General features: G+C 64.3%; 20 protein-coding genes, 1 tRNA gene and 1 pseudogene. 10 read left to right on the top strand and 12 right to left on the bottom strand.

Annotation, left to right across the window (positions count from 1 at the left end; translation table 11 throughout):
- Window positions 1-27: 27 nt before the first annotated feature.
- The 3 genes from O9Z70_RS08635 to O9Z70_RS08625 all read right to left on the bottom strand — a co-directional run bounded on the left by O9Z70_RS08635 (window position 28) and on the right by O9Z70_RS08625 (window position 3,523).
- Complete coding sequence (locus O9Z70_RS08635; protein WP_286018415.1) at window positions 28-1,764, bottom strand: SGNH/GDSL hydrolase family protein; 1,737 nt, start codon at window positions 1,762-1,764, stop codon at window positions 28-30.
- Window positions 1,764-2,024 (bottom strand): spike base protein, RCAP_Rcc01079 family, encoded by a 261-nt coding sequence (locus tag O9Z70_RS08630; protein ID WP_286018414.1) that lies wholly within the window; start codon window positions 2,022-2,024, stop codon window positions 1,764-1,766. The genes O9Z70_RS08635 and O9Z70_RS08630 overlap by 1 nt, the downstream gene beginning before the upstream one ends.
- Window positions 2,025-2,098: 74 nt before the next feature.
- A complete protein-coding gene (locus O9Z70_RS08625) occupies window positions 2,099-3,523 on the bottom strand; it encodes a mannose-1-phosphate guanylyltransferase/mannose-6-phosphate isomerase (RefSeq protein WP_286018413.1) in 1,425 nt (474 codons plus the stop codon).
- A 138-nt stretch (window positions 3,524-3,661) separates the two neighbouring features.
- On the opposite strand from O9Z70_RS08625, the gene O9Z70_RS08620 reads away from it, so the two are divergent.
- A complete protein-coding gene (locus O9Z70_RS08620; RefSeq protein ID WP_286018412.1) occupies window positions 3,662-4,828 on the top strand; it encodes a DUF2336 domain-containing protein in 1,167 nt (388 codons plus the stop codon).
- On the opposite strand, the gene O9Z70_RS08615 is transcribed toward O9Z70_RS08620, so the two are convergent.
- From O9Z70_RS08615 to denD, 4 genes are all read right to left on the bottom strand, one after another.
- Entirely contained in the window at window positions 4,825-5,568 is a 744-nt protein-coding gene (locus tag O9Z70_RS08615; protein WP_502870117.1) for an NAD kinase, read from the bottom strand. The two genes, O9Z70_RS08620 and O9Z70_RS08615, sit on opposite strands and share 4 nt — an antisense overlap.
- A gap of 139 nt (window positions 5,569-5,707) precedes the next feature.
- A complete protein-coding gene (gene dld / locus O9Z70_RS08610; RefSeq protein ID WP_286018410.1) occupies window positions 5,708-7,393 on the bottom strand; it encodes a D-lactate dehydrogenase in 1,686 nt (561 codons plus the stop codon).
- Between the two features lie 139 nt (window positions 7,394-7,532).
- Window positions 7,533-8,285, bottom strand: coding sequence for an SDR family oxidoreductase (locus O9Z70_RS08605; RefSeq protein ID WP_286018409.1), 753 nt, complete (start codon window positions 8,283-8,285; stop codon window positions 7,533-7,535).
- Window positions 8,282-9,271 (bottom strand): D-erythronate dehydrogenase, encoded by a 990-nt coding sequence (gene denD, locus O9Z70_RS08600; RefSeq protein ID WP_286018408.1) that lies wholly within the window; start codon window positions 9,269-9,271, stop codon window positions 8,282-8,284. Before denD ends, O9Z70_RS08605 begins: the two co-directional genes overlap by 4 nt.
- Window positions 9,272-9,736: 465 nt before the next feature.
- Between denD and O9Z70_RS08595 the strand changes: the two genes are divergently transcribed.
- On the top strand, window positions 9,737-10,648 hold the full coding sequence (locus O9Z70_RS08595; protein ID WP_286018407.1) for a DMT family transporter: 912 nt from the start codon (window positions 9,737-9,739) through the stop codon (window positions 10,646-10,648).
- Window positions 10,649-10,666: 18 nt separating this feature from the next.
- Here the strand turns inward: O9Z70_RS08595 and O9Z70_RS08590 are convergent.
- A tRNA-Thr gene (locus O9Z70_RS08590) sits at window positions 10,667-10,742 on the bottom strand.
- Between the two features lie 252 nt (window positions 10,743-10,994).
- Here O9Z70_RS08590 and cysD point away from each other — a divergent pair.
- Window positions 10,995-11,943, top strand: a pseudogene (gene cysD / locus O9Z70_RS08585) (sulfate adenylyltransferase subunit CysD).
- A gap of 2 nt (window positions 11,944-11,945) precedes the next feature.
- The gene (gene cysN / locus O9Z70_RS08580) at window positions 11,946-13,832 is read left to right on the top strand and encodes a sulfate adenylyltransferase subunit CysN (protein WP_286018406.1); all 1,887 of its coding nucleotides are present in this window, start codon (window positions 11,946-11,948) and stop codon (window positions 13,830-13,832) included.
- A gap of 18 nt (window positions 13,833-13,850) precedes the next feature.
- Here cysN and O9Z70_RS08575 read toward each other — a convergent pair whose 3' ends face one another.
- Window positions 13,851-15,089, bottom strand: a complete 1,239-nt coding sequence (locus O9Z70_RS08575) for an ROK family transcriptional regulator (protein ID WP_286018405.1) — start codon at window positions 15,087-15,089, stop codon at window positions 13,851-13,853.
- A 226-nt stretch (window positions 15,090-15,315) separates the two neighbouring features.
- Here O9Z70_RS08575 and xylF point away from each other — a divergent pair, with 226 nt between their 5' ends.
- The 6 genes from xylF to O9Z70_RS08545 all read left to right on the top strand — a co-directional run bounded on the left by xylF (window position 15,316) and on the right by O9Z70_RS08545 (window position 21,541).
- Window positions 15,316-16,350, top strand: a complete 1,035-nt coding sequence (xylF, locus tag O9Z70_RS08570) for a D-xylose ABC transporter substrate-binding protein (protein WP_286018404.1) — start codon at window positions 15,316-15,318, stop codon at window positions 16,348-16,350.
- 224 nt (window positions 16,351-16,574) lie between these two features.
- Window positions 16,575-17,876: a sugar ABC transporter permease gene (locus tag O9Z70_RS08565; protein WP_286021981.1), complete on the top strand. Its 1,302-nt coding sequence runs from the start codon at window positions 16,575-16,577 to the stop codon at window positions 17,874-17,876.
- A gap of 11 nt (window positions 17,877-17,887) precedes the next feature.
- Entirely contained in the window at window positions 17,888-18,670 is a 783-nt protein-coding gene (locus O9Z70_RS08560) for an ATP-binding cassette domain-containing protein (RefSeq protein WP_286018403.1), read from the top strand.
- A gap of 297 nt (window positions 18,671-18,967) precedes the next feature.
- A complete protein-coding gene (locus tag O9Z70_RS08555; protein ID WP_286018402.1) occupies window positions 18,968-20,095 on the top strand; it encodes an S-(hydroxymethyl)glutathione dehydrogenase/class III alcohol dehydrogenase in 1,128 nt (375 codons plus the stop codon).
- A 14-nt stretch (window positions 20,096-20,109) separates the two neighbouring features.
- Window positions 20,110-20,574 (top strand): YaiI/YqxD family protein, encoded by a 465-nt coding sequence (locus tag O9Z70_RS08550; RefSeq protein ID WP_286018401.1) that lies wholly within the window; start codon window positions 20,110-20,112, stop codon window positions 20,572-20,574.
- 79 nt (window positions 20,575-20,653) lie between these two features.
- On the top strand, window positions 20,654-21,541 hold the full coding sequence (locus O9Z70_RS08545; RefSeq protein WP_286018400.1) for a polysaccharide deacetylase family protein: 888 nt from the start codon (window positions 20,654-20,656) through the stop codon (window positions 21,539-21,541).
- A 96-nt stretch (window positions 21,542-21,637) separates the two neighbouring features.
- Here the strand turns inward: O9Z70_RS08545 and O9Z70_RS08540 are convergent, their stop codons facing one another.
- From O9Z70_RS08540 to rlmB, 3 genes are all read right to left on the bottom strand, one after another.
- Window positions 21,638-21,823, bottom strand: a complete 186-nt coding sequence (locus O9Z70_RS08540) for a hypothetical protein (RefSeq protein ID WP_286018399.1) — start codon at window positions 21,821-21,823, stop codon at window positions 21,638-21,640.
- A 92-nt stretch (window positions 21,824-21,915) separates the two neighbouring features.
- Window positions 21,916-22,305: a hypothetical protein gene (locus O9Z70_RS08535; protein ID WP_286018398.1), complete on the bottom strand. Its 390-nt coding sequence runs from the start codon at window positions 22,303-22,305 to the stop codon at window positions 21,916-21,918.
- Window positions 22,302-23,057, bottom strand: a complete 756-nt coding sequence (gene rlmB, locus O9Z70_RS08530; RefSeq protein WP_286018397.1) for a 23S rRNA (guanosine(2251)-2'-O)-methyltransferase RlmB — start codon at window positions 23,055-23,057, stop codon at window positions 22,302-22,304. Before rlmB ends, O9Z70_RS08535 begins: the two co-directional genes overlap by 4 nt.
- Between the last annotated feature and the right edge of the window lie 41 nt (window positions 23,058-23,098).

Raw genomic sequence — 23,098 nt, 5'->3', positions numbered from 1 at the left:
GGCCGGGCAATGCGGGGAAGATGGCGTTCAGGCGGCCAGCAGGAGCGGGAAGTCGGAACGGGTGATGGCGAGGTCATAGGCCCTGCCGCTCAGATTTAGCGTCTGGCCCTCGGCACTGGTCTGCAATTGCACCGCCACCAGGATCGGCTCATCGATGCCGGCAGTGCCGGCCTGCCAGGATATGCTGGTTCGGCCATTGGCCGGGTCGGTGAACGGCATGGGCCGGCCATCCAGACAGATCCTGATGCCGAAGCCATTGGCGCGGATATTGCCATTGCCATTCATCTTGAAGGTCAGCCAGTAGTTTTGCCCGGTGGCGAAGCCCCAGACGCCAAAGGATGACAGGTCCACATATTTGCCGAAGGCATCCGCATTGGGCGATGCGGCGATATCGCTGCGAATGGCCGTCGCCCCGACAATGGTGCTCGCCGTGTCGTCGATGAAGACCGGGGCGAGGCGGGAGCCCTCGATCAGCGTTGGGACCAGCGGTTGCGCGCTCGACGCCATGGCGGTCAAGTTCTTGGCGACGGCATCGACGGTCACCGTGTGGTCGCCCCGCAATTCCCGCGGGAAGGAGCGATAGCGCGCCGCCGCCCGCCGGCTGATATTGCTGTCATGGGGGATCGGCATGCCGGCCTGGGCGGATAGTAGATCGTCCAATGCCCTGTAGCCGGCAGCATTGGGATGGATGAAGTCGCCGGAATAGGTGCCGGCCGCGATATTCAGATTGCTGGCGCCCGGATAGTAGGCGGCGGCATAGGCGGCAATGTCCGCGTCCTGGCGGTTGGCGCCATCCCAGTCCAGCACGAAGACGCCATCGCCGGCCTGCGCCAGAATATCGGCTTTCAGCCGATTATAGGCCGTGTGGAAATTGGCATTGCCGGCATCGTTGGGCATGATGTGGTGGCCGGCCATTTCGATGGCATAGATCACCGGGATGCCGGCGGCGCGAAAACCGTCGAGCAGCTTGGCCAGGGCCGTGGCGAAACCGCCGCGGCGCACCCAGCCGTCAGCGGAAGCCTGCGTGCCGGCATCGTTGACCGTATAGGTGATGACGGCCAGATCGAGCTCGGGAATGCCATGCAGCGCGTCGATGCCGTTGTCGCCGGCAATGGCAATGCCATCGACCAGATTGCCGGTCTTGCTGCGCAGCGTCACCGCATCGCGCAGCGTCGAGCCGCCGAGGGTGAAATCCTCGACTTCGACGCCCAGCGCCGCAACGCGACGGGACAGGCGGCGCTCGATATAGCAATAGCCGCTGGCCGGGGGCGTGATGATCAATTCGTGCGGTCCCGGATCGACCGCAAAGCGCGCCAGCATGCCATAGGCCTGGGCGCCGCCCTCACCGACCGGATGGCTTATCCCGTCAATGGTGACGGTGAAGCCTTCGGCGTCGATTTCGCGGGACCAGAACAGGTCGATCTGGTCGCCATAGACGATTTCCCGGATCGGCGTCGACGTGCTCCGGCCGCGCAGCCGGATGGTGCCCGCGCCGCCGAAATATTGGCGATGCCAGCCCTGATACACATTGTCATAGCTGCCGCCGATGCCGCCATAGAGCTGCGATTGCGCGCCGGCATCGCCCCATTTGGCGCGCACGTCCTCCTTGAATTTCTGCATGGTGCTGATGTTCAATTGCGCCAGCGAGGTGCCGAACAGGCCGATGCGATAGCGCCCGGCCAGCGCCTTGCGGAAGTTGAAGGGGTCATCGCCGCCCGCGATGGGTGTCAGAGCGGCGCCGATGCCCAGGCCAATTTCGATCATCAGGCCAATCCCACCAACTGGGTCGCGGTGCTTGCTTCGAGGACGCGGCGGACGCGGATCGGCAGCAGCGTTCCTGCTGCGAGGCCGGTGAACGTCGCTTGCCCGCCATCGCGCATCGTGACCGTCAGATCGCCGCCACCGCCGATATAGATGGCCCTGGTGGTGAGGCTCAGATCGGCATTGTCGTCAGGCGCGATGGCAATCGCCCGGGAGGCGGGAGATGTCAGTCCGCTATGTGTATTTTCGAAATAATCGCTCATGGCTGCCCTCTTGGTCATCGAAGCCACGAGGGTACGTCCGCCGGGGGCGGGCGGGGATAAGCCGGCGCCGTGTGTCAGGCGCGGCCGAATTCATCTTCGATGCGGACAATGTCATCCTCGCCGAGATAGGAGCCGGTCTGCACTTCAATCAGCTCCAGATCGATCTTGCCCGGATTGCTCAGCCGATGGGCGCAGCCGAGCGGCAGGTAGATGGACTGGTTTTCCGTCAGGGCGGTGATGGCGCCATCCACCGTAACTTCCGCCGTGCCGCGCACCACGATCCAGTGCTCGGCTCGATGATGGTGCTTTTGCAGGCTCAGCTTCTTGCCAGGCTTGACGAAGAGCCGCTTCACCTGGAAGCGGTCGCCATTGAGGATCGAGGAATAACCGCCCCAGGGCCGATGGGCGGTCGGGTGGATTTCCGTCAGCGTCGCCGCATCCGTGTCGGTGCGCAGGCGTTTGACCATGTCGCCCACCCTCTGGGCCTGCGACAGGCGACCGACAAAAACGGCGTCATTGGTGGCGATCACCGCCACATCGTCCAGCCCGTCGACGGCAATATGGGCGTGGTCGCTGACGATCAGCGAATTGGACACATCGAGCAGCGTGGTCCGGCCCCGGGTGACGTTGCCGAGAGCGTCGCGCTCGCCGCTTTTCCATACGGCGTTCCAATTGCCGAGATCGGTCCAGGAAAAGTCCACGGCCACCATGGCGGCGCGAGCGGTTTTCTCGAAAATGGCGTAGTCGACGGAAATGTCGGGCGCCGTGGCGAAGGCGGTTTCCTCAAGGCGAATGAAGTCGAGATCCTCGCGGGCGGCCTGCGCCGAGGCCAGCGCCGCCCGGTGCGTATCGGGGGCCAGCCGCTCGGTCTCGGCGAGGAAATGTGCCGCATGCAGCATGAACATGCCGGAATTCCAGAAATATCCGCCTTCCTCCAGCATTTGCGCGGCCCGTGCCTTATCCGGCTTTTCCACGAAATGCTCGACCGGGCGGGCCAGCCCGCCGATGACGGCGTCGCATTTGATATGGCCGAAGCCGGTTTCCACCCGAAGCGGCCTGATGCCGAAGGTCACGAACCGGCCGGAGGAAGCGGCTTCGACAGCCTGGTCCACGGCCAGCCAATAGCCCTGATCGACGGTCACGTCCTGATCGGAGGGCAGGACGTGCATCAAGGTTTCCGGGCCGAAATGCCGGGCGATATAGGCGGCAGCGACGGCGATGGCCATGGCGGTGTTGCGCGCCACGGGTTCGAGTAAGATGCCGGACAGGCCGATGCCGAGCTCGGCCGCCTGCTCGCCGACGATGAAGCGGTATTCGGAATTGGTGATGACCAGCGCCGGCGCGTAACGGGCATCGGCCACCCGTTCAAGCGTATGCTGGAACGGGCTGACGGGGCCGGTCAGCGGCAGGAATTGCTTGGGCCGCGCCGTCCGTGACATCGGCCACAAGCGCGTTCCCTGGCCGCCGGCGAGAATGAGGGGGACGACGACAGCGCTCATGAGTCAATCACTCCAGCAAACCGCACCGATATGACCGGTATATACGAGCTTTCCCCTAGTGTCGCCTGCACGGGCTTATGGTGAACCGTTCCTTAAACTCTGCGCTTTATTGTCGGCTGGCGTAGGCGGAGTAGCGTTATGATCGGGTACCAGGCTTTTGCGGACCTTTCACAGTCCAGCGACAGCAATGAGCGCGGCCACGCCGCCCACCTCGCCGCCCTGGCCTATCTCGAACATCGCGGCGCGGCTGAAGAGCATGCCGCTCTCTATGCGGCCCTGATCGGCTTTCTCGATGATCCGTCGGTCAAGGTCCGGGCGGCGCTGGCCTATGGATTGCTGCATTCCGCCGAGGCGCCACGGCCGATCATCCTGGCCTTGCTGCGCGACAGCCCGATCATTTCCCGCGCCGTGCTGCAATATTCGCCGCTGCTGGTGGATGCCGACCTCATGCCCATCGTGCGCTCCGGCGACGCATCGGCGCTGCTGGCGATCGCCCAGCGCGTCAATGTCAGCCGCCGGATCGCCGCCGGATTGGTGGCGCGCGACGATCCCGGCCTGACCTTGCGGCTGCTGCGTCGGCCGGATGTCCCGTTCGGCGCCGACATGCTGCAATCGCTGGCCGTGGCCCAGGGCGGGGATGCCCGGCTTCGCGGCGCCATGCTGGCCCGGCGCGATCTGCCGCCGCCGGCGCGGCTGGTCCTGGTTCACCGCGCCGCGGAAAGCCTGCGCCAATGCCGCATCGTCAAGGGCGCGCTGGCGCCGGAGCGGCTGGAGCGACTATTGCGCGACGGCACCGATATGGCTTTGTCGGAAATCGGCGAGACGGCGAGCGCCGATCCGGAATTCGTCGATCGCCTGGTCGGCGCCGACCAGCTCAATACCCGCCTGCTGCTGCATGCGATGGTCACCGGTCATGTCATGTTCTTTTCGGCCTGCCTCGCCTCGCTCGGACAGGTGAGCCGCGAGAAGGTTTTCGTGCTGCTCGAAAACGGCAGCCGGGCGGCGCTCAATGCGCTCTTCGCTCGCTGCGGGCTCGATGCCGCCATCGCCCGCCTGTTCGTCCGCATGGTCATGCATGCGCGCACCGCCGACCTGTCCGACGATCTTGCCGCCCGCCATTATGTGGTAACGGCGCTGACCGAGGAATTGCTGGCCGAATTCGCCGACGAGATCCCCATCGAGCTCGAAGAGGCGTTCACCTATCTCAGCGAGCAGAACGTGGCGCTGGCCCGCCAGGCGGCGCGCGGGGTGCTGCGCGCCTTCGCCGATTCGCGCGACGGCATGCTGCAATTGCCGGCGGCCTAGAAGCGGAATTGCTCGATCAATACCCGTTCTTCCAGGCTGGTGCCCGGATCGAACAGCAGGATGGCACGGTGGCTGCGGTCCTCCTTGACCGTGACCTCCTGGATATTCTGGAATTCCACATTGTCGGCGACGGCGCTGACCGGGCGTTTCTCGATCTCACGGACGACGAATTTCACCACGGCGCGATTGGACAGGATGGCGCCGCGCCAGCGCCGGGGCCGGAACGGGGAGATCGGCGTGAGCGCCAGCAGCGGCGCTTCGATCGGCAGGATCGGCCCATGCGCGGACAGATTGTAGGCGGTGGAGCCGGCCGGGGTCGACAGGAGCGCGCCGTCGCAGATCAATTCCTCCAGCCGCACTTCGCCATCGACGATAATCTGCAGCTTGGCCGCTTGGTAGGTGGAGCGGAACAGCGAGACCTCATTGATGGCCAGCGCCGCGCGCGTTTCCCCGCTAGCGTCGAGGACGGTCATCGATAGCGGATAGATATGCGTCCGTTGGGCCGCCGCGAGGCGTTCATCCAGCGCATCCTCGCTGAAATCGTTCATCATGAAGCCGACAGAGCCGAAATTCATGCCATAGGTGGGGATGTTGCTGTCCATGACCTGGTGCAGGGTCTGCAACATGAGCCCGTCACCGCCAAGGGCGACGACGATATCGGCATCTTCAATGGCGCAGGTGCCATAGCGGGCGCGCAGGCGGTCCGCCGCTTCGTCGGCCGCCGGGGTATCATTCGTCACAAAGCAAATTCGGGAATCTGCCAACCGGGCGGCCTCCTGAGAACCGTCGTCTGACTAGCATGCCGCTCTCGCGGGCGTCCATCCTACGATAGACGACCGGCGGCGCCGGCCAGCGGGCCGGGAATTTCCTGTACCCCCGTCAGGCCATCCAATGCTTTTTGCGGGCCGTCTTGCCGATGCCGGGATTGAACGTGTTGGTGGGGTCGAGCTGGCGGTAGAATTGCTCCAGCGCCGGCTTGGCGCGGTAGAGATGTCCCACATTGTGCTCGGCCGGATATTCGGCGCCGCGCGCATCGAGAAGCGCCAGCATTTCGGCTTCCACGGCGTGCAGGTCGCTGCCGCGCCGGACCAGATATTCCTGATGCAGGACGTGGCAGAAGAAATGTCCGCAATACATCTTGCGCACGAAATGCCGCTCGATCTCGGCCGGCAGGGTCTCGAACCAATCGACGGTATTGCGCGGCAAGGCGATATCGAGCGCCACGATGTCTTCCACTTCGTCCAGATGGACATCGCGATAGCGGACCACGGAGCCGCCCACGGCGAAGCGGTTGAGATAGGCGCATTTGCCCTCCTCCTCCGTGCATTCGAAGAAAGCGCCGGTGGCGGTGGGGAAATGCTTTTCGAGATAGGCGCGGGCTTCGGCGACGCCTTCGCCGCCCATTCTCAGCATGAGATGGTGCGCATAGCGGTCACGATAATCGTTGAGCCGATCCGGCAGATGCTCGGGCAGCAGCCTCACCACGGCTTGCAGCACTCTGTCGGTGACGTGGCCGCCCAGGCCGAATTTCTCGGTCAAGCCGTCGAACCAGCTCTTGATCGCATAGGCCTTCGGAACATGGTCGGTGCCCAGATGCTTGACGAACAGAAACAGGTCTTTGCCGTAGCGCTGGGACAGGTCGTAAGCGCCGCGATGCATATATTCGCCGGCTATCGGCATATTGGCGAAACCGGACAGGATATCGCGCCGCACCATGGCCAGGTCGGCGGGATCATTGCTGCCGATATAGAAGACCGCAACGTCCTTGTCCGCCTCGAACGTATCGAGGCGCAATGCGAAAACCGCCACTTTGCCGGCCGAGCCGGAGGCTTCGTAATGGCGGCGCGGATCGGCATTGAAGCGCGCGGGCGTCGGCGCATCCACGTCGCGGACATGGTCGTGATAGCCGCGATCCGAGGCCCATTGATTGCCGTCGTCGCGAATATCGGCAGCACTGTAATCGCCGCGGTCGAGACGGGCCAGGATGGTTTCCGGATCGGCGCCGAGTTCGACGCCCAGGTGATTGACCAGGTGCAGCCGCCCCGCTTCATCGACCTGGGCAAAGAGGGCCAATTGCGTATAAGCGGGCCCGCGCCGGATCAGCGAGCCGCCGGAATTGTTGCAGACGCCGCCGATCACCGACGCGCCGATGCAGGATGAGCCGATGACCGAATGCGGCTCCCGGCCCAGCGGGCGGAGCCGTTTTTCCAGCTTGTCGAGCGTCGCGCCGGGCAGGCAAAGCACCTGTTTGCCCTCATCGATGAGGTCGACACGGTCGAGGCGCAGCGTGCTGATGATGACGATGGGGCGGTCATAGCCGTCGCCATCGGGCGTCGAGCCGCCGGTGAGCCCGGTATTGGCCGCCTGGCAGATGACGATGACGTCGGCCTGGATGCAGGCCTCGAGCACGCGCCATTGTTCCAGCAGCGTGCCCGGCCGCACCACGGCCAGGACCTTGCCCTCGCCGAAACGATAGCCTTTGCGGAAATGGCGCGTCCGCCGGTCGCCCACCAGGACATGGCGGGGGCCGACGATCGTGTGGAACTGGGAAAGGAGCGGTTGCATGATCTCCGGCAATGGCGGCGTTCAGCGTTGGAATTTACCGGATTCGAGCTTCGAATTCGGCGATCTTGTCGGTAGCGGCGGGTTCATCCTGAACCTTCGAGAAGCGCCTGGCAATTTTCTCGCCGTCTGCCGGCGGGCGCTATCCCCGGCCTACGAACGGCATGGCCGTCGCCATCACCGTCATGTTCAGCACATTGGCCTGAAGCGGCAGGCCGGCCATATAGAGAACCGCCCTGGCCACGTCCTCGACATTCATGGTCGGCTCGGCGGCGATCCGGCCATCGGCTTGCAGCACGCCGCTTGAAATGGTCTGCGTCATGTCGGTGGAAGCATTGCCGATATCGATCTGGCCGGCGGCGATATTATAGGCCCGCCCGTCGAGCGAGGTCGCCTTGGTCAACCCGGTGATCGCATGCTTGGTCGCCACATAGGGGGCCGAGCGCGGCCGCGGGGTGGTGGCCGAGACCGAGCCGTTATTGATGATGCGCCCGCCCTGCGGCGTCTGCCGCTTCATCTGGGCGAAGGCGAACTGGGTGCAATAGAACGCGCCCGAAAGATTGGTCGCCACCACTTCCGACCATTGTTCGCCCGTCACCTCCTCAAGGGAGGCCGACGGCCCGGCAATGCCGGCATTGTTGACCAGAAGGTCCAGCCGCCCCCATCGGGCCGTCACCGCGGCGAAGGCCGCCTCGACCCCCACGCGGTCGCCGATATCGACCGGCAGCGCGATGGCGGTATTGCCGCTGGCATCGAGCGTCTGCGCCAGCTCGTCGAGCACCGGCTTCCGCCGCCCGAACAGGGCCACTTTATAGCCTTCGCCGTGCAGCGCCCTGGCGATGGATTTGCCAATGCCCGATCCCGCGCCCGTTACGATTGCAATCTTGCCGCTCATTCAGGCAACTCCCCACCAAGCTCGTCTTCGATATGAATCCGGATAATCTCGTCAAACGAGCTTTCCGCCGCAAAGCCCAGCGCCCTGGCGCGCGAGGCGTCGAAATCCCCGGCCCAGCCAGCGACCATTTCAATCGTCATGGCGTCCGGCTCGCGCCGGATCAGCGATACGGCCTTGTCGCCCGCGACCCGCCGCAACGCCTCGATCTGCTCTCCGGCCGTGGCGGATAGTCCCGGCATGTTGAGGTTGCGCCGGACGCCGAGGCTCGCCGTGTCCATTTGCGCCGCATGCAGCAGGAATCCCGCCGCCGCGCGCGGGCTGGCATGCCAATGGCGCACATTCTCATCGACCGGCAGCACCGCTTCGAGCCCGATGAGCGGTTCGCGCAGGATCGAGGAAAAGAACCCCGACGCCGCCTTGTTGGGCTTGCCCGGACGGATGCAGATCGTGGGCAGGCGAATGCCGATTCCATCCAGGAAGCCGCGCCGCGAATAATCCGAGAGCAGCAATTCCCCGATCGCCTTTTGCGTTCCATAGCTGGTGCGCGGCGTCGAGAAGAATTCATCGCCGATCTTTTCAGGAAACGGCGCGCCGAACACAGCAATCGAGGAGGTGAAGACGAAACGCGGGCAATAGGCTTCCTGCCTGCCGGCCAGCCGGATCGCCTCATAGAGGAACCGCGTGCCATCGAGATTGATGGCATAGCCCTTCTCGAAATCGAGTTCGGCCTCACCCGAAACGATGGCCGCCAGATGGAAAATGACGTCGGGACGATTCGCGATCAGGCCGGACGCCGCTGCCGGGTCGGCGATATCGACGGCGCGGGCGGTGACGGCGATGTCCTGTTCCTGCGGCGTTTCGGGAGCGATGACATCGACCAGTTCGATCGCTTCGATGGGTTTTCCGCTCAACGCTCCATTGGCGAGAAGGGCGGCGGTCAGCTTGCGGCCCACCATGCCGGCGGCGCCCGTGATCAGCACTTTCATCAACAATCAGCCTTTCGGATTCGCCCTATTGGCGCGGGGGCCGGGACGTTCGCGGGCCATGAGTGCATAGGCGATATTGACGCTGGCCGGAGCGGGCCTGTGCCGGAGCGCCGCCACTTTGAGCACGGGTCTTCCGGGCGGGCCGCATAGCGCGCATGGCCAGGCAGGATTGGAAAGGGAGTGCCTTCCACGGCGTCTTAGACCCCTCGCAGAATGTCGGCGGAAACCTGGTTGGACATAAGCCATCATTTAAGCGATTGTCCAGAAAACTCACTTGCGGCGCCGCAATATGCGCCTGAAAACCCTGAAATATTTGGCGTGTTCAGCTTGTCGATCGCGCCCATGAAGGAGAGACCTGATCATGTTGCTGGGCCTGGGGCCGATGGTGGCGACCGATGCCATCTCCATCGTCGGCGGGGATGAGACTGCCTGGTGCGGCGCGCCGAATGCCGGCGGAGAAATCTGATGTCCAGCGTCAATACCGGCTCCGGCCTTTCCGCCATGTCGCCCGCCCGGCTGGGAGTGCTGGTCATGCTGGCCGGCATGTTCCTGTTCGCGGTCAATGACGCGGTGGGCAAATATCTGGTCGCCTCCTATTCGGTCGGCCAGGTCCTGCTGCTGCGCTCTGCCGTGGCGCTGGTCATCCTGCTGCCTTTCCTGGTGAAATCCGGCATCGGCCCGATCTTTTCCGCCGAGCGTCCATGGCTGCAATTCGCCCGCGTGGTGTTTTCCACCGCCGAGGTCTTCTGCTTCTACTGGGCGGTCTATTACCTGCCGCTGGCCGATGTCATGACTTATTGGCTGGCCGCGCCCATCTATGTCGCGGCGCTCTCGCCCTTCCTCTTGCGGGAAAAAGTCGGCGCCATCCGCTGGGCCGCCATAGCCATCGGCTTTATCGGCGTATTGATCGCCCTGGCGCCCTCGGGCGAAGTCAATCCGCTCGCCATCCTGGTTTCGGTGGTCGGTACGCTGGCCTTCGCGCTGATGGTCATCACCGGCCGCACCCTGCGCGGCACGCCCGACACGGTGCTGGTGTTCTTCCAGATCGGGGGCGCATTGGTCGCCGGACTGATTCTGACCCCCTTTGGCTGGGTCACGCCCACGGCCGGCGATTTCGTTCTTCTCGGAACGCTGGGCGTCGTTGCCATGCTGGCCCATATCTGCGTCAATCGCGCCGTCAAACTGGCCGATGCGGCCATCGTCGCGCCGCTGCAATATACCTTGCTGCCCTGGGCGATCGTGCTTGGCTATCTGTTCTTCGGCGATCTTCCCCGCCCGATGACCCTTATCGGCGCGACCATCATCATCGCCTCGGGCTTTATCATCTTCATCCGCGAAAACCGCGCCAAGCGGCCGCCTACGAGAAAACGCGCCTGAAAATTTCACGGGATTTTCTGGTGCCGGCAGCAGGGTTCGAACCCGCGACCCCCTGATTACAAATCAGGTGCTCTACCAACTGAGCTATACCGGCCTCGCCATGGCCTTTAGCATCGACTTGCCTTGACCGGCAAGTCGATCCGTGGCGATGGGGGCGCGGAACTTTTATTCTCTCCAGGCGGCCATCGGCGCATCCGGCAATCACCTTGCGTATCGTGGTTTGGAGGCCTTTCACATCTGCGGATGCAATGCCGCACTAATTTGCTCCAAGCCATTGTAACCCCAGCATTTCCAGCGCTTTCAGGCTTGAATCGGGAGGCGGCGAGGCGGTATTTACGACGCCTGAATGCCATGCCGGCGGCGTGGCCCGACCGGGGCGAGAACCGTGACGCAGAACCGATTGACGCATTTGCAGGCGCTGGAAGCCGAAAGCATAGAAATCCTCCGCGAGGTTGCGGCGAGCTTCGAGCGGCCGGTGATGATGTATTCGATCGGCAAGGATTCGAGCGTCCTGCTGCATCTGGCGCGCAAGGCGTTCTTTCCCAGCCGCATCCCGTTCCCGCTGCTGCATGTGGACACCACTTTCAAATTCCGCGAAATGATCGCCTTTCGCGACAAGATCGCTGCCGAATACGGGTTCGAACTCATCACCCATACCAACCAGGATGGGGTGCGGGACGGGATCAATCCGTTCGATCACGGGTCGTCGCGCTATACCGACATCATGAAGACCGCGGCCCCTGCGGCAGGCGCTCAATGCCGGGCAATATGATGCGGCCATCGGCGGGGCGCGGCGGGACGAGGAAAAGTCGCGCGCCAAGGAGCGGGTGTTTTCCCATCGCAATGCCCGCCATGCCTGGGACCCCAAGAACCAGCGGCCGGAGCTGTGGCGCACCTTCAATACCAGGCTCAATCCGGGCGAGAGCATGCGGGTGTTCCCGATCTCGAACTGGACCGAGCTGGATGTGTGGACCTATATCTATTCGGAAAACATTCCTATCGTGCCGCTTTATTTCGCCCGGCCGCGTCCGGTGGTCGAGCGGGGCGGCACGCTGATCATGGTGGATGACGACAGGCTGCCGCTGGCGCCGGGCGAGAACCCGGGCGAGGAAGTGGTGCGGTTCCGCACGCTGGGCTGCTATCCGCTGACCGGGGCCATCCGCTCACCCGCCACCGACCTGCCCGCGATCATCATGGAAATGCAGGCCAGTCGCGCTTCCGAGCGGGAAGGGCGGCTGATCGACAGCGATTCTGCCGGCTCGATGGAAAAGAAAAAGCAGGAAGGGTATTTCTGACCATGACCCTCGCCAGCGCCATTGCGGATAATGACCTCGATTTCTGGCTCGCCGGTCAGACCGGCAAATCGCTGCTGCGGTTTCTTACCTGCGGCTCCGTCGATGACGGCAAATCCACCCTGATCGGCCGGCTGCTCTATGACAGCCAGCTCATTCTCGACGACCAATTGGCCAGCCTGAGGCGCGAGAGCCATAATCGTCCGGTGGGCGATGAGGGTGTGGATTTCTCCTTGCTGGTCGATGGCCTCGTCGCCGAGCGGGAGCAGGGGATCACCATCGACGTCGCCTATCGGTTCTTCTCGACCGAGAGGCGCAAATTCATCGTCGCCGATACGCCGGGCCACGAGCAATATACCCGCAACATGGCCACTGGCGCCTCCAATGCCGATCTGGCCCTGGTGCTGGTCGACGCGCGCAAGGGCGTTCTCACGCAGACGCGGCGGCATTCCTTCATCCTGTCGCTGATCGGGGTGAAACATGTGGTGCTGGTGGTCAACAAGATCGACCTGGTCGATTACGATCATGCGGTGTTCGAGCGGATCGAGGCCGAATATCGCGCCTTTGCCGAGCCGCTGGGTTTCAAGACGCTGGCGGCGGTGCCGGTCTCGGCCCTGCGCGGCGACAATATCCTCGCCCCCAGTCCCGATACGCAATGGCACAAGGGCCCGGCCCTGATGCCCTATCTCGAAGCCATCGACGTCGCCGAGGATCGCACGGCGCGGAAATTCCGCTTTCCGGTGCAACGGGTGAACCGCCCCAATCTCGATTTTCGCGGCTTTTCCGGCACCGTCGCCGCCGGCAGCATAACGGTCGGCGACGAAGTGCTGATCGCCTCCTCGCGCCAGCCGGCCGTAGTGAAGAAGATCGTCACCATGGACGGCGATCTCGGGCACGCCATTGCCGGGCAGGCGGTGACCCTGGTGCTGGACCGCGAGGTGGATGTGTCGCGCGGCGATGTGCTGGCGCGGCCCGGCGAGACGCCGGAATATTCCAACCAGGTGCAGGCGCGGCTGATCTGGATGAACGAGGAGGCGGCGTTTCCGGGCCGGTCCTACCTGCTCAAGCTCGGCTCGCAGATCGTGCCGGCGACGATCACCGACCTCAAGTTCCGCACCAATATCAATAGCCTGGAACAGAGTGCGGCGACCAAGCTCGATCTCAACGAGGTCGCCACGGTGACCATTGCCACCGACAAGCCGATTGCCTTCGATGCCTATGCGGCCAATGCGCTGACCGGCGGCTTCATTCTCATCGACCGGCTGTCCAATGCCACGCTGGGGGCCGGGACCATCGAATTCGGCCTGCGCCGCGCCCAGAATCTGACCTATCAGAATTTCGACGTGAACCGCGAGGTCCGGGCCCGCTCGAAAGGCCAGACGCCGCGCATCGTCTGGTTCACCGGCCTGTCGGGCTCGGGCAAGTCCTCCATCGCCAATCTGCTGGAAAAGCGGCTGACCGCCGAAGGGCGCCACGCCTATATTCTCGATGGCGACAATGTGCGCCACGGGCTCAACAAGGATCTGGGCTTCACCGAGGCGGCGCGGGTCGAAAATATCCGCCGCGTGGCGGAGGTCGCGCGGCTGATGGCCGATGCCGGCCTGGTGGTGCTCGTCTCGTTCATCTCGCCCTTCGAGAAGGAGCGGCGGCTGGCCCGCGAGATCGCCGGCGATATCGACTTCAGCGAAATCTATGTCGATACGCCGCTCGAGGTGTGCGAGGCGCGCGATCCCAAGGGCCTCTACAAAAAGGCGCGGGCCGGCGAGATCAGGAATTTCACCGGCATCGATTCGCCCTTCGAAGTGCCCGGCAATCCCGAATTCGTGCTGCATGGCGCCGAATGGGAACCGGCGGCCCTGGCCGACCAATTGCACGACTGGCTGAAATTCTAGGACGGCAGGTATATTGCACTAACCGCGGGCGCGCTCGGCGGCGGTCAGGGCGGCGAATTCGACCTGGTCGATATTGCTCAGCGTCTTCATCATCAGGCCGCGGAAAATCGGTTCTTTCTCGTCCAGATGCGCCATGATGCTGGGCATGCCGTTGATCTTGCACACCAGCGAGGCGTTCAGGGCGCTTTCGATTTCCGGCCGCATCAGGCCGAGCGCCCGCGCCCCCGGTCCGACGATCAGGATATGGGAGGGATCGAACATGGCCAGCATGCGGGCGAGGCCATAGCCGATGGCGCGGCCCGCCAGGTTGAAGCCATGGGTAGCGGTGCGCTCGCCCATTTCGGCGCGCTGCACCAGCGATTCATATTGCTGCGCCGGAACCGCGAGGGCAGGGGAGGCGGTTTCGGGAACCGAATAGGCGGTGCGCAGCACGCCGTAATCGGCGGCATAGGCCTCGATGCAGCCACGCATGCCGCAGCGGCAGAGCGCGCCGTTGGGGATGTGGTTCATATGGCCGAATTCGGTAGCGCCGTCGTCGCCGCGTCCCATGATCTGGCCATGCAGGCTGAGGCCCATGGCGACGGTCGAGCCCACGAAAACCGTGGCGACGCTGGCGTCCAGCAGGCTTGCTTCGAGCCAGCGGGCGCCCTCGGCCAGCAGGCGTCCGCGCTTGTGCAGGCTGACCGGCAATCCGATGCGGCTTTCGAGAATGGCCGCGAAGGGGGCGCCGGCCAGGCCCGGGATCGGCGACCATTTGACGCCTCCGCCATCGCGATCCAGAATGCCCTGCACCGAAATGGCGATGCGGCGCAGCGTCCCCGATGCCTGGGGCGTGCGCGCCGACATTTCCGCCAGCTTCTCGGCGAGGAAATCCTCGGGCCGCGCGCCCCGGAAGGTGGTCGGGGTGATGGCGCTTTCCATCCGGTCGACCAAGATGCCGGCATAATCCACCAGCGATAGCCGCGCCCGGTTCACGTCGATCTCGAACAAGGCGACATAGGCGGCGCAACGCTGGAAACCCACCAGCGTCGCCGGCCGCCCACGGCTGCGGGCGTCGCTTCGCTCGACGGCGCTCAGCTCCTGCACCAGCCCCTGGGCCAGCAGGTCCTGCATGATGGCGGTGACGCTGGCATGGCTGAGTCCGGTCAGGCTGGCCAGCGCCGTGCGCGATTGCGGCCCGCTGGCGCGCAGCGCTCCCAGGATCAAGCCCCGGTTCTGCCGCCGGACGCTGTCGCTATCGCTGACGGATCGGGTCAACCGCCTACTCCCTGAACCCCGGCCATCCATCTGAACATCACTGCCCGGCAAGCTGCAGCCGCCAGAATTTGGATTCCGAAATTGATGTTGACATGTCCGCAAGCGCTATGCGAGAGCTTTTTTCGAGCAATAAAATAAAGCTCAGGGCGCAAGGGGGAGGCAGCCTGCAAGGCGGCCGTCCAGCTTGCTTTTCGGGCAATGTACTGCCCCATGGGAGGACAGATTTATGAACAAGTTCGCAGCTGTGCTGCTTGCCTCGACCGTGCTGTTCGGGTCGGCGATCGCGCAGGATCAGGTGGTTGTCGGCGTCTCCTGGAACAATTTCCAGGAAGAGCGCTGGAAGACCGACGAAGGCGCCATCAAGGCTGTGCTCGATGCCGCCGGCGCACAATATATCTCCGCTGACGCGCAGTCGTCCGCGTCCAAGCAGCTCACCGACATCGAAAGCCTGATCAGCCAGGGCGCCGATGCCATCATCGTCCTGTCGCAGGACAGCGACGCCGTCGGTCCGGCCGTGGCCGCCGCCGTTGCCGAGGGTATTCCGGTGGTCGGCTATGACCGCCTGATCGAAAATCCCGATGTCTTCTACCTGACCTTCGACAACAAGGAAGTCGGGCGTCTGCAGGCCGCTGGCGTTGCCGCCGTGGTTTCGGAAGGCAATTTCGTCTTCATCAAGGGCAATTCGGCCGATCCGAACGCCGACTTCCTGTTCGAAGGCCAGATGGAAGTGCTCCAGGCCGGCATCGATGCCGGCACCATCAAGAATGTCGGCGAAGCCTATACCGAGAACTGGAATCCGGAAGTTGCACAGAGCAACATGGAGCAGTTCCTGACCGCCAACAACAACGAAGTCGACGCTGTCGTCGCCTCCAATGACGGCACTGCCGGCGGCGCCATCGCGGCGCTGGCGGCGCAGGGCCTGGCCGGTTCCGTGCCGGTCTCGGGCCAGGACGGCGACCACGCCGCCCTCAACCGCATCGCGCTCGGCACGCAGACCGTGTCGGTGTGGAAGGACGCTCGCGAACTGGGCAAGAAGGCCGCTGAAGTGGCCCTCGAACTGGCTGGCGGCAAGGCGCTCGACGAAGTCACCGGCGTGGTGCCCTTCGCCGGCGGCCCGAAGGGCGTGGAGATGAACGCCTTCTTCATCGCCCCTGTCGCCGTCACCCAGGACAATCTCAACGTCGTCATCGACGCCGGCTGGGTGTCCAAGGACGTGGTTTGCCAGGGCGTTGCTGCCGGCTCGGTCGCCGCGTGTGACTAATCCAGCGCGCGGCAAGGCCGGAAACGGCTTTCCGCAAGCGAGGCGAAAGTAAATGGCGGGGCGGCATTGGCAGTCTTCGGACCCTATGCCGCTTCGGACTGAAACCATATAGACTGGTTTGAGGTGCCGCGGCGTTCGCGCCGCGGCATTTCTGAATCGGACCGCGCTCTGTTTCTGCGGCGCGTCGTTTTTTTCGGGAGATTTCGATGGCAGAGCAGCACGCCATGACGACCCCCGCGCATCCGAGCAGCTTTGCGCAAAATCCCCTGCAGCGATTCCTGAGCGCCACCGAGGTCGATACCCGTCTCCTCGGCATGATCGGCGCGCTGGCCATTATCTGGGTGGGGTTCAATATTTTCTCCGGCGGCCTGTTCCTCACGCCGCGAAACCTGTGGAACCTGTCGGTGCAGACCGCCTCGGTGGCGGTCATGGTCACCGGCATGGTGCTGGTCATCGTCACCCGCAATATCGACCTGTCGGTTGGCTCCATTCTGGGCCTGGTCGGCATGGTTATGGGCGTCATGCAGACGCAGATCCTGCCGGTGCAGTTCGGCCTGGGGCTTGGCCATCCGATGATCTGGGTGCTCTCGCTCGCCACCGGCATCGGCGTCGGCGTCCTGATCGGCGCGTTGCAGGGCTCGATCATCGCCTATCTCAAGGTGCCGGCCTTCATCGTCACCCTGGGCGGCTATCTGGTCTGGCGCGGCGCCGCCTGGTGGGTCACCGCCGGCCGCACGGTCGCCCCGATGGACACCAAGTTCCAGCTCATGGGCGGCGGCCCGTTCGGCGCCATCGGCGCTATGTGGAGCTGGGTCGTGGCCGTCATCGCCTGCGCCGCCATCATTATCGGGCTCTATCTCGGCCGCCGCCAGCGCCGCCGTTTCAATTTCCCCCAGCGTCCGGTCTGGGCCGAAATCACCCTGGCGGTGATCGGCTGCGGTGCCGCCATCGGCGCGGTCGCCGTGGTCAATGCCTATCCCTGGCCGGTGCGCATCGCCGAGAATTTCGCCGCCGCGAACGACATCGCGGTGCCCGAAGGCGGGCTGTTCATCGCCCATGGCATCGCCATTCCGGTGCTGATCGCGCTGGGCGTCGGCGCGGCCATGACCTTCCTGACCACCCGCACCCGTTTCGGCCGCTATGTCTATGCCATGGGCGGCAATCCGGAAGCGGCCGAGCTGGCCGGCATCAATACCCGCTGGGTGACGGTCAAGATCTTCATGCTGATGGGCGCGCTCTGCGCCATCGCCGCCGCCATCGCCTCCGCCCGCCTCAATGCGGCGACCAATGCGCTGGGGACTCTGGACGAGCTCTATGTCATCGCGGCGGCGGTCATCGGCGGCACCTCGCTGGCCGGCGGCGTCGGCACGGTCGCCGGGGCGCTGCTGGGCGCGCTGGTCATGCAATCGCTGCAATCGGGCATGGTGCTGATGGGCATGGACAGCCCCTTGCAGTCGATTGTCGTCGGTGCCGTTCTGGTCTTCGCGGTGTGGCTGGACACGCTGTACCGCCGGAACAAGAATTAGGAGTCGCGCTCATGTTGGACACAAGAACGCCAATGGTCGAAATGACCGATATCTCCATCTCCTTCGGCGGCATCCGCGCGGTCGATCATGCCTCCATCAGCCTGCATGGCGGCGAGGTCGTGGGCCTGCTCGGCCATAATGGCGCCGGCAAGTCGACGCTGATCAAGATTCTCTCCGGCGCCTATCGCCGCGATGCGGGCGAAATCCGCATCAATGGCGAGGCCGCGACGATCAACAATCCGCGCGACGCCAAGGCCTATGGTATCGAGACCATCTATCAGCAGCTCGCCGTTGCCGATAATGTCGATGCCGCGGCCAATCTGTTCCTCGGGCGCGAGATCATTACCCCATTGGGCACGCTCGACGATGCGGCCATGGAATCCAAGGCGCGGGAAGTGATGGGGCGGCTCAATCCCAATTTCCGCCGCTTCAAGGAGCCGGTAAAGGCGCTGTCGGGCGGCCAGCGGCAATCGGTGGCCATTGCCCGGGCGATCCTGTTCAATGCCCGCATCCTGATCATGGACGAGCCGACCGCCGCTCTGGGGCCGCAGGAAACCGCGCAGGTCGGCGAATTGATCAAACAGCTCAAATCCGATGGCATCGGCATCTTCCTCATCAGCCACGACATCCATGACGTCTTCGACCTCGCCGACCGTGTGGTGGTGATGAAGAACGGCCAGGTCGTCGGCCAGGCCAGGACCAGCGACGTCACCAAGGACGAAGTGCTGGGCATGATCATCATGGGCAAGGTGCCCCCCGGCGCCACGCCGGGGCCGGGCGCCATTGCGGGGTAGAGCCGGGCGGTTTGAAACCCCCGGCCTAGCGGCTCCTGTGCCCCTCTCGGCCCAAACCACCGCTCGTCACCCTCGCGCTTGACGCGAGGGTTCTTCGTATATGGATTTTGCCGCAAGAGCCCTCGCGTCAAGCGCGAGGGTGACGATCCGGGGATTCCGGCCTATCGGCTCCTGCGCTCCCTCTCCCCCAAGGGAGGGGTGAAGAGGCGCGACCGATCGCCGGGGACAATAGCTGATGGTTGCTCCCCCACCGTGGGCATGTCACGTTCCCGCAGAATCAGTTTTGGAGTGCATGCCATGAAGACCCGCGCCGCCGTCGCTTTCGCAGCCGGAAAGCCGCTCGAAATCGTCGAAGTCGATCTGGAAGGCCCCAAGGCCGGCGAAGTCCTTATCGAAATCAAGGCGACGGGCATTTGCCACACCGACGATTTCACCCTGTCGGGGGCAGATCCCGAGGGCATTTTCCCGGCCATTCTCGGCCATGAAGGCGCCGGCATTGTCGTCGATGTCGGGCCGGGCGTCACCTCGCTCAAAAAGGGCGATCACGTCATTCCGCTCTACACGCCCGAATGCCGCGAATGCTATTCCTGCCGCTCCGGCAAGACCAATCTGTGCACCGCCATCCGCGCCACCCAGGGGCAGGGGCTCATGCCGGACGGCACGTCGCGCTTCTCCTTCGAGGGCAAGCCGATCTTCCACTATATGGGCTGCTCGACCTTCTCGAATTACACGGTGCTGCCCGAAATCGCCGTCGCCCGGATCGATGAAGCCGCTGCCTTCGACAAGGTCTGCTATGTCGGCTGCGGGGTCACCACCGGGGTCGGCGCCGTGCTCAACACCGCCAAGGTGGAAGTGGGCGCGACGGCCGTGGTGTTCGGGCTGGGCGGCATCGGCCTCAACGTCATCCAGGGCCTGCGCCTCGCCGGCGCCGACATGATCGTCGGCGTCGATCTCAACAATGGCAAGAAGGAATGGGGCGAGCGCTTCGGCATGACCCATTTCGTCAATCCCACCGAGATCGGCGAGGATATCGTTCCCTATCTCGTCAACCTGACCAAAAGGCGCGGCGATCTGATCGGCGGCGCCGATTACACCTTCGATTGTACCGGCAATGTCACGGTCATGCGCCAGGCGCTGGAAGCCAGCCATCGCGGCTGGGGCAAGTCGGTGGTTATCGGCGTGGCCGGAGCCGGGCAGGAAATCGCCACTCGCCCGTTCCAGCTGGTCACCGGCCGCACCTGGATGGGCACCGCCTTTGGCGGCGCGCGCGGCCGCACCGACGTGCCCAAGATCGTCGACTGGTATCTCGACGGCAAGATCGAGATCGATCCGATGATCACCCACACGCTGCGCCTCGAAGACATCAATAAAGGCTTCGACATGATGCATTCGGGCGAAAGCATCCGCTCGGTGGTGGTGTATTAAGCGCCGCCCGGATCATGGCCGATCCCGTCATTTTCGTCGACGCCGATGCCTGCCCGGTCAAGGACGAGGCCCGGCGTGTCGCCGAGCGGCTGGGCCTCGTCGTCACCTTTGTCAGCAATGGCGGCATCCGGCCATCGCGCGATCCCATGGTGCGGGTGGTTGTCGTGCCCGCCAGTGCCGACGCGGCCGATGACTGGATCGTCGAGCAGGCCCAGCCCAACGATATCGTGCTGACGGCCGATATTCCCCTGGCCAGCCGCGCCATCGACAAGGGCTGCCACGTGCTCGGTTTTACCGGCCGGCCCTTCACGCCGGCCTCGATCGGCATGGCCCTGGCCATGCGCGATCTCAAACAGCATCTGCGTGAAACCGGCGAGATCCAGGGCTACAATCCCGGCTTCCGTCCCGCCGACCGCTCGGCCTTCCTCTCGGCGCTGGATACTCTGGGCCGCAAGGCTAAATCACTGCGCGGTAAGTAGTTCTTAAGTTTTTGCGAGGGGTTTATTAACCATAATCGCAAATTGTGGAGCCCGCTGATCCAGTGTCGTGGGTGTCCTCGTGCAAGTGCTGCGTGCCTTTGTTCTAGCCGGTCTGTTGGGGGCGGCGCTTATGGGTTGTGCCAAGCCGGTCAGCCATAACGATCATGCCGTTTCCGGGCCGCTGGCCGTTCAGGACCGTGTAGTGACCGGCAGCGTCCAGCAGGTGGCGAGCGTAAGGGTGCAGCAGCCGATGCCCAAAAGGATTTTCGCCTCCGGCGCCCTGGCCGGCCGCACCCTGGCCGTCGCCGCCACCGCCGATATCGTGCTGCGGCCCGGCGAAGTCATCCTGACTTTCGATGACGGTCCGCGCGCCGGCAAGACCCCGGCCATTCTCGATATTCTCGACAGCCATGGGGTGAAGGCCACCTTCCTGATGCTGGGCTCGGCGGCCCGGGCCAATCCGGCGCTGGCCCGGCTGGTGGCGCAGCGCGGCCACAGCGTCGGCAGCCACACCTATGACCATGTCGATCTCAGTACGCTCGGCCGGCAGGCGGCTTTGGACGAGATTGCCCGGGGCGAAGCGGCGGTGGCCGACGCCCTGGCCGGTTCGGGGCAGGGCCTCTCGCCCTTCTTCCGCTTTCCCTATCTGTCGCAGAGCGGCTATCTGCGCACCACGCTGCTGCAAGGCGATATGGTGGTGCTCGACGTCGATATCGACAGCAAGGATTATTACAAGGATTCGGCCGCTATCGTCGCCGCCCGCACCCTCGAACGCCTCGATGCGCGCGGCAGCGGCATCATCCTGTTCCACGATATCCACCAGCGCACCGTCGACATGCTCCCGGCCTTCCTCGATGAGCTCAAGGCGCGCGGCTATAGCGTCGTGCGGCTCGCCGCGAAGAATGACGGCGTGTTCAGCCGCAGCATCATCACCGCCCAGGCTCCCGGTGCGGCCGAAAGCCTGTAGCGCGGTTTTGGAGTCCAATGTCGCTATGCGTGACCCATGGTTCGACAAGCTCACCATGAGGTCCTGCGGCCACAGGAACAGAGCTCTCGCCAGACCTCATCCTGAGCCTGTCGAAGAACGAGGTCGTCCATCGCCGCGCCCCCAATCTCGCGCCAGCGAATGCGGAACGAAGCGGCCATTGCCCGTCACCGCATAGCCGTCCAGCATCCGTTCGGCGATGCGCTTTCCCTCGCGCACGATGCGGCGTTCGAAAAGCGGTTGTCCGGTAATGGGTACGCGCATGGCGGCCTCGCTATGGTTAGCGAAGTCTTAACGCAGGGCGCGGCGCGCGTCCAAACAAGGCTGGCGCTATGGTTTACGCGCCGCGGGCCTGCCTATTCCTCGTCGTCCTCGACATCGGTGAGATAGACGGAAATCTCGATATCGATGCCATGAGCAGCAATGGAGGCCGCCGCATGGGCGGGCAGGCGGGCCGACATCGATTCGCCCGCCACCGGGTAATCGAAGGCGATATCGAGCACGGCCTTGCCGATCCGGCGGTCGTCGAGCATGGCGGCGATGGCCGCGCCGGAACGATCGGCCAGTTCCAGAATGGCCCGGACGGGATTGGCCACCGGCACATCCACCTGGGCATAGAAGCTGTTCTCGGCGTCTTCCGGCTCGTAGCGCACCGTCAATTGCTTGAGCGCCACGTCGAGTTCTTTTTGCGTCACGCTGACGCCGGAGAGCCGCAGGGCCATGGCGAAGGGCTCGAACTGGCTCATGCGCCGCGTCCGGCGGTGGCCGCGAACAGCGCGATGGCAGCGGCGTTGGAGACATTGAGCGATTTGATCGGGCCGGGCATGTCGAGCCGCACCATCTCGTCGCAGAGTTCGCGGGTGCGCTGGCGCAGGCCCTTGCCCTCGGCGCCCAGCACCAATGCAAGGGGGACGCTGTCATTGCGGGGACGCAGCGGCGCTTCAGCTTCCGAATCAAAGCCCAGCACTAACATGCCGCGTTCCTTGAGCTTTTCCAGCGTGTCGGCCAGATTGCGCACCTCGATCATCGGCACCAGGTCCAGCGCCCCGGAGGCGGCCTTGGCCATGACTCCGGTTTCGCGCGGCGAATGCCGGGCCGTGGTGATCACCGCATCGGCCCCGAAGGCGCAGGCGGTGCGCAGGATGGCGCCGACATTATGCGGGTCGGTCAACTGGTCCAGCACCACGACCAGTTTCAGCCGCGAAATATCGTTGAGCCCGAAGCGGCTGACCGGATCAACCTCCAGCGCCACCCCCTGATGCACGGCCTCGCCGCCCAGCAGGCGATCGAGTTCCTTGGGATTGGTCTCGGTGACCTTCACCTTGCCGATCTCGCCGCTGTCCTTCAGCCGGTTCAGCCCATTGGGCGTCGCCAGCAGCGCCTTCTTGACGCGGTGCGGATTGTCCAGCGCGGCGCGCACCGTATGCAGGCCATAGAGATAGACCGGCCCGGTATCGGGATCGTATTTCGGCTTGGGCGGAAACTTGTTGCGGCTCATGGCCTGAGCGGTAGCTGTTTTGCAATGGCGCGGCAAGCGGC

The organism is Devosia sp. YIM 151766 (assembly GCF_030285925.1).
Classification (GTDB): Bacteria; Pseudomonadota; Alphaproteobacteria; order Rhizobiales; family Devosiaceae; genus Devosia.
Note: the sequence above shows the minus strand (reverse complement) of the source record. Positions and strands in the feature narration are given on the sequence as shown.

What these genes read in the sequence shown, in the direction of transcription:
- dld (WP_286018410.1), bottom strand. Translation starts at nt 7,393, where the DNA reads ATGCAACCGCTCCTTTCCCAGTTCCACACGATCGTCGGCCCCCGCCAT.
- O9Z70_RS08635 (WP_286018415.1), bottom strand. Translation starts at nt 1,764, where the DNA reads ATGATCGAAATTGGCCTGGGCATCGGCGCCGCTCTGACACCCATCGCG.
- O9Z70_RS08565 (WP_286021981.1), top strand. Translation starts at nt 16,575, where the DNA reads ATGACGACCCCCGCGCATCCGAGCAGCTTTGCGCAAAATCCCCTGCAG.
- denD (WP_286018408.1), bottom strand. Translation starts at nt 9,271, where the DNA reads ATGAAAGTGCTGATCACGGGCGCCGCCGGCATGGTGGGCCGCAAGCTG.
- O9Z70_RS08560 (WP_286018403.1), top strand. Translation starts at nt 17,888, where the DNA reads ATGTTGGACACAAGAACGCCAATGGTCGAAATGACCGATATCTCCATC.
- cysN (WP_286018406.1), top strand. Translation starts at nt 11,946, where the DNA reads ATGACCCTCGCCAGCGCCATTGCGGATAATGACCTCGATTTCTGGCTC.
- O9Z70_RS08555 (WP_286018402.1), top strand. Translation starts at nt 18,968, where the DNA reads ATGAAGACCCGCGCCGCCGTCGCTTTCGCAGCCGGAAAGCCGCTCGAA.
- O9Z70_RS08540 (WP_286018399.1), bottom strand. Translation starts at nt 21,823, where the DNA reads ATGCGCGTACCCATTACCGGACAACCGCTTTTCGAACGCCGCATCGTG.
- O9Z70_RS08605 (WP_286018409.1), bottom strand. Translation starts at nt 8,285, where the DNA reads ATGAGCGGCAAGATTGCAATCGTAACGGGCGCGGGATCGGGCATTGGC.
- O9Z70_RS08625 (WP_286018413.1), bottom strand. Translation starts at nt 3,523, where the DNA reads ATGAGCGCTGTCGTCGTCCCCCTCATTCTCGCCGGCGGCCAGGGAACG.
- O9Z70_RS08630 (WP_286018414.1), bottom strand. Translation starts at nt 2,024, where the DNA reads ATGAGCGATTATTTCGAAAATACACATAGCGGACTGACATCTCCCGCC.
- O9Z70_RS08620 (WP_286018412.1), top strand. Translation starts at nt 3,662, where the DNA reads ATGATCGGGTACCAGGCTTTTGCGGACCTTTCACAGTCCAGCGACAGC.
- O9Z70_RS08550 (WP_286018401.1), top strand. Translation starts at nt 20,110, where the DNA reads ATGGCCGATCCCGTCATTTTCGTCGACGCCGATGCCTGCCCGGTCAAG.
- rlmB (WP_286018397.1), bottom strand. Translation starts at nt 23,057, where the DNA reads ATGAGCCGCAACAAGTTTCCGCCCAAGCCGAAATACGATCCCGATACC.
- O9Z70_RS08595 (WP_286018407.1), top strand. Translation starts at nt 9,737, where the DNA reads ATGTCCAGCGTCAATACCGGCTCCGGCCTTTCCGCCATGTCGCCCGCC.
- xylF (WP_286018404.1), top strand. Translation starts at nt 15,316, where the DNA reads ATGAACAAGTTCGCAGCTGTGCTGCTTGCCTCGACCGTGCTGTTCGGG.
- O9Z70_RS08535 (WP_286018398.1), bottom strand. Translation starts at nt 22,305, where the DNA reads ATGAGCCAGTTCGAGCCCTTCGCCATGGCCCTGCGGCTCTCCGGCGTC.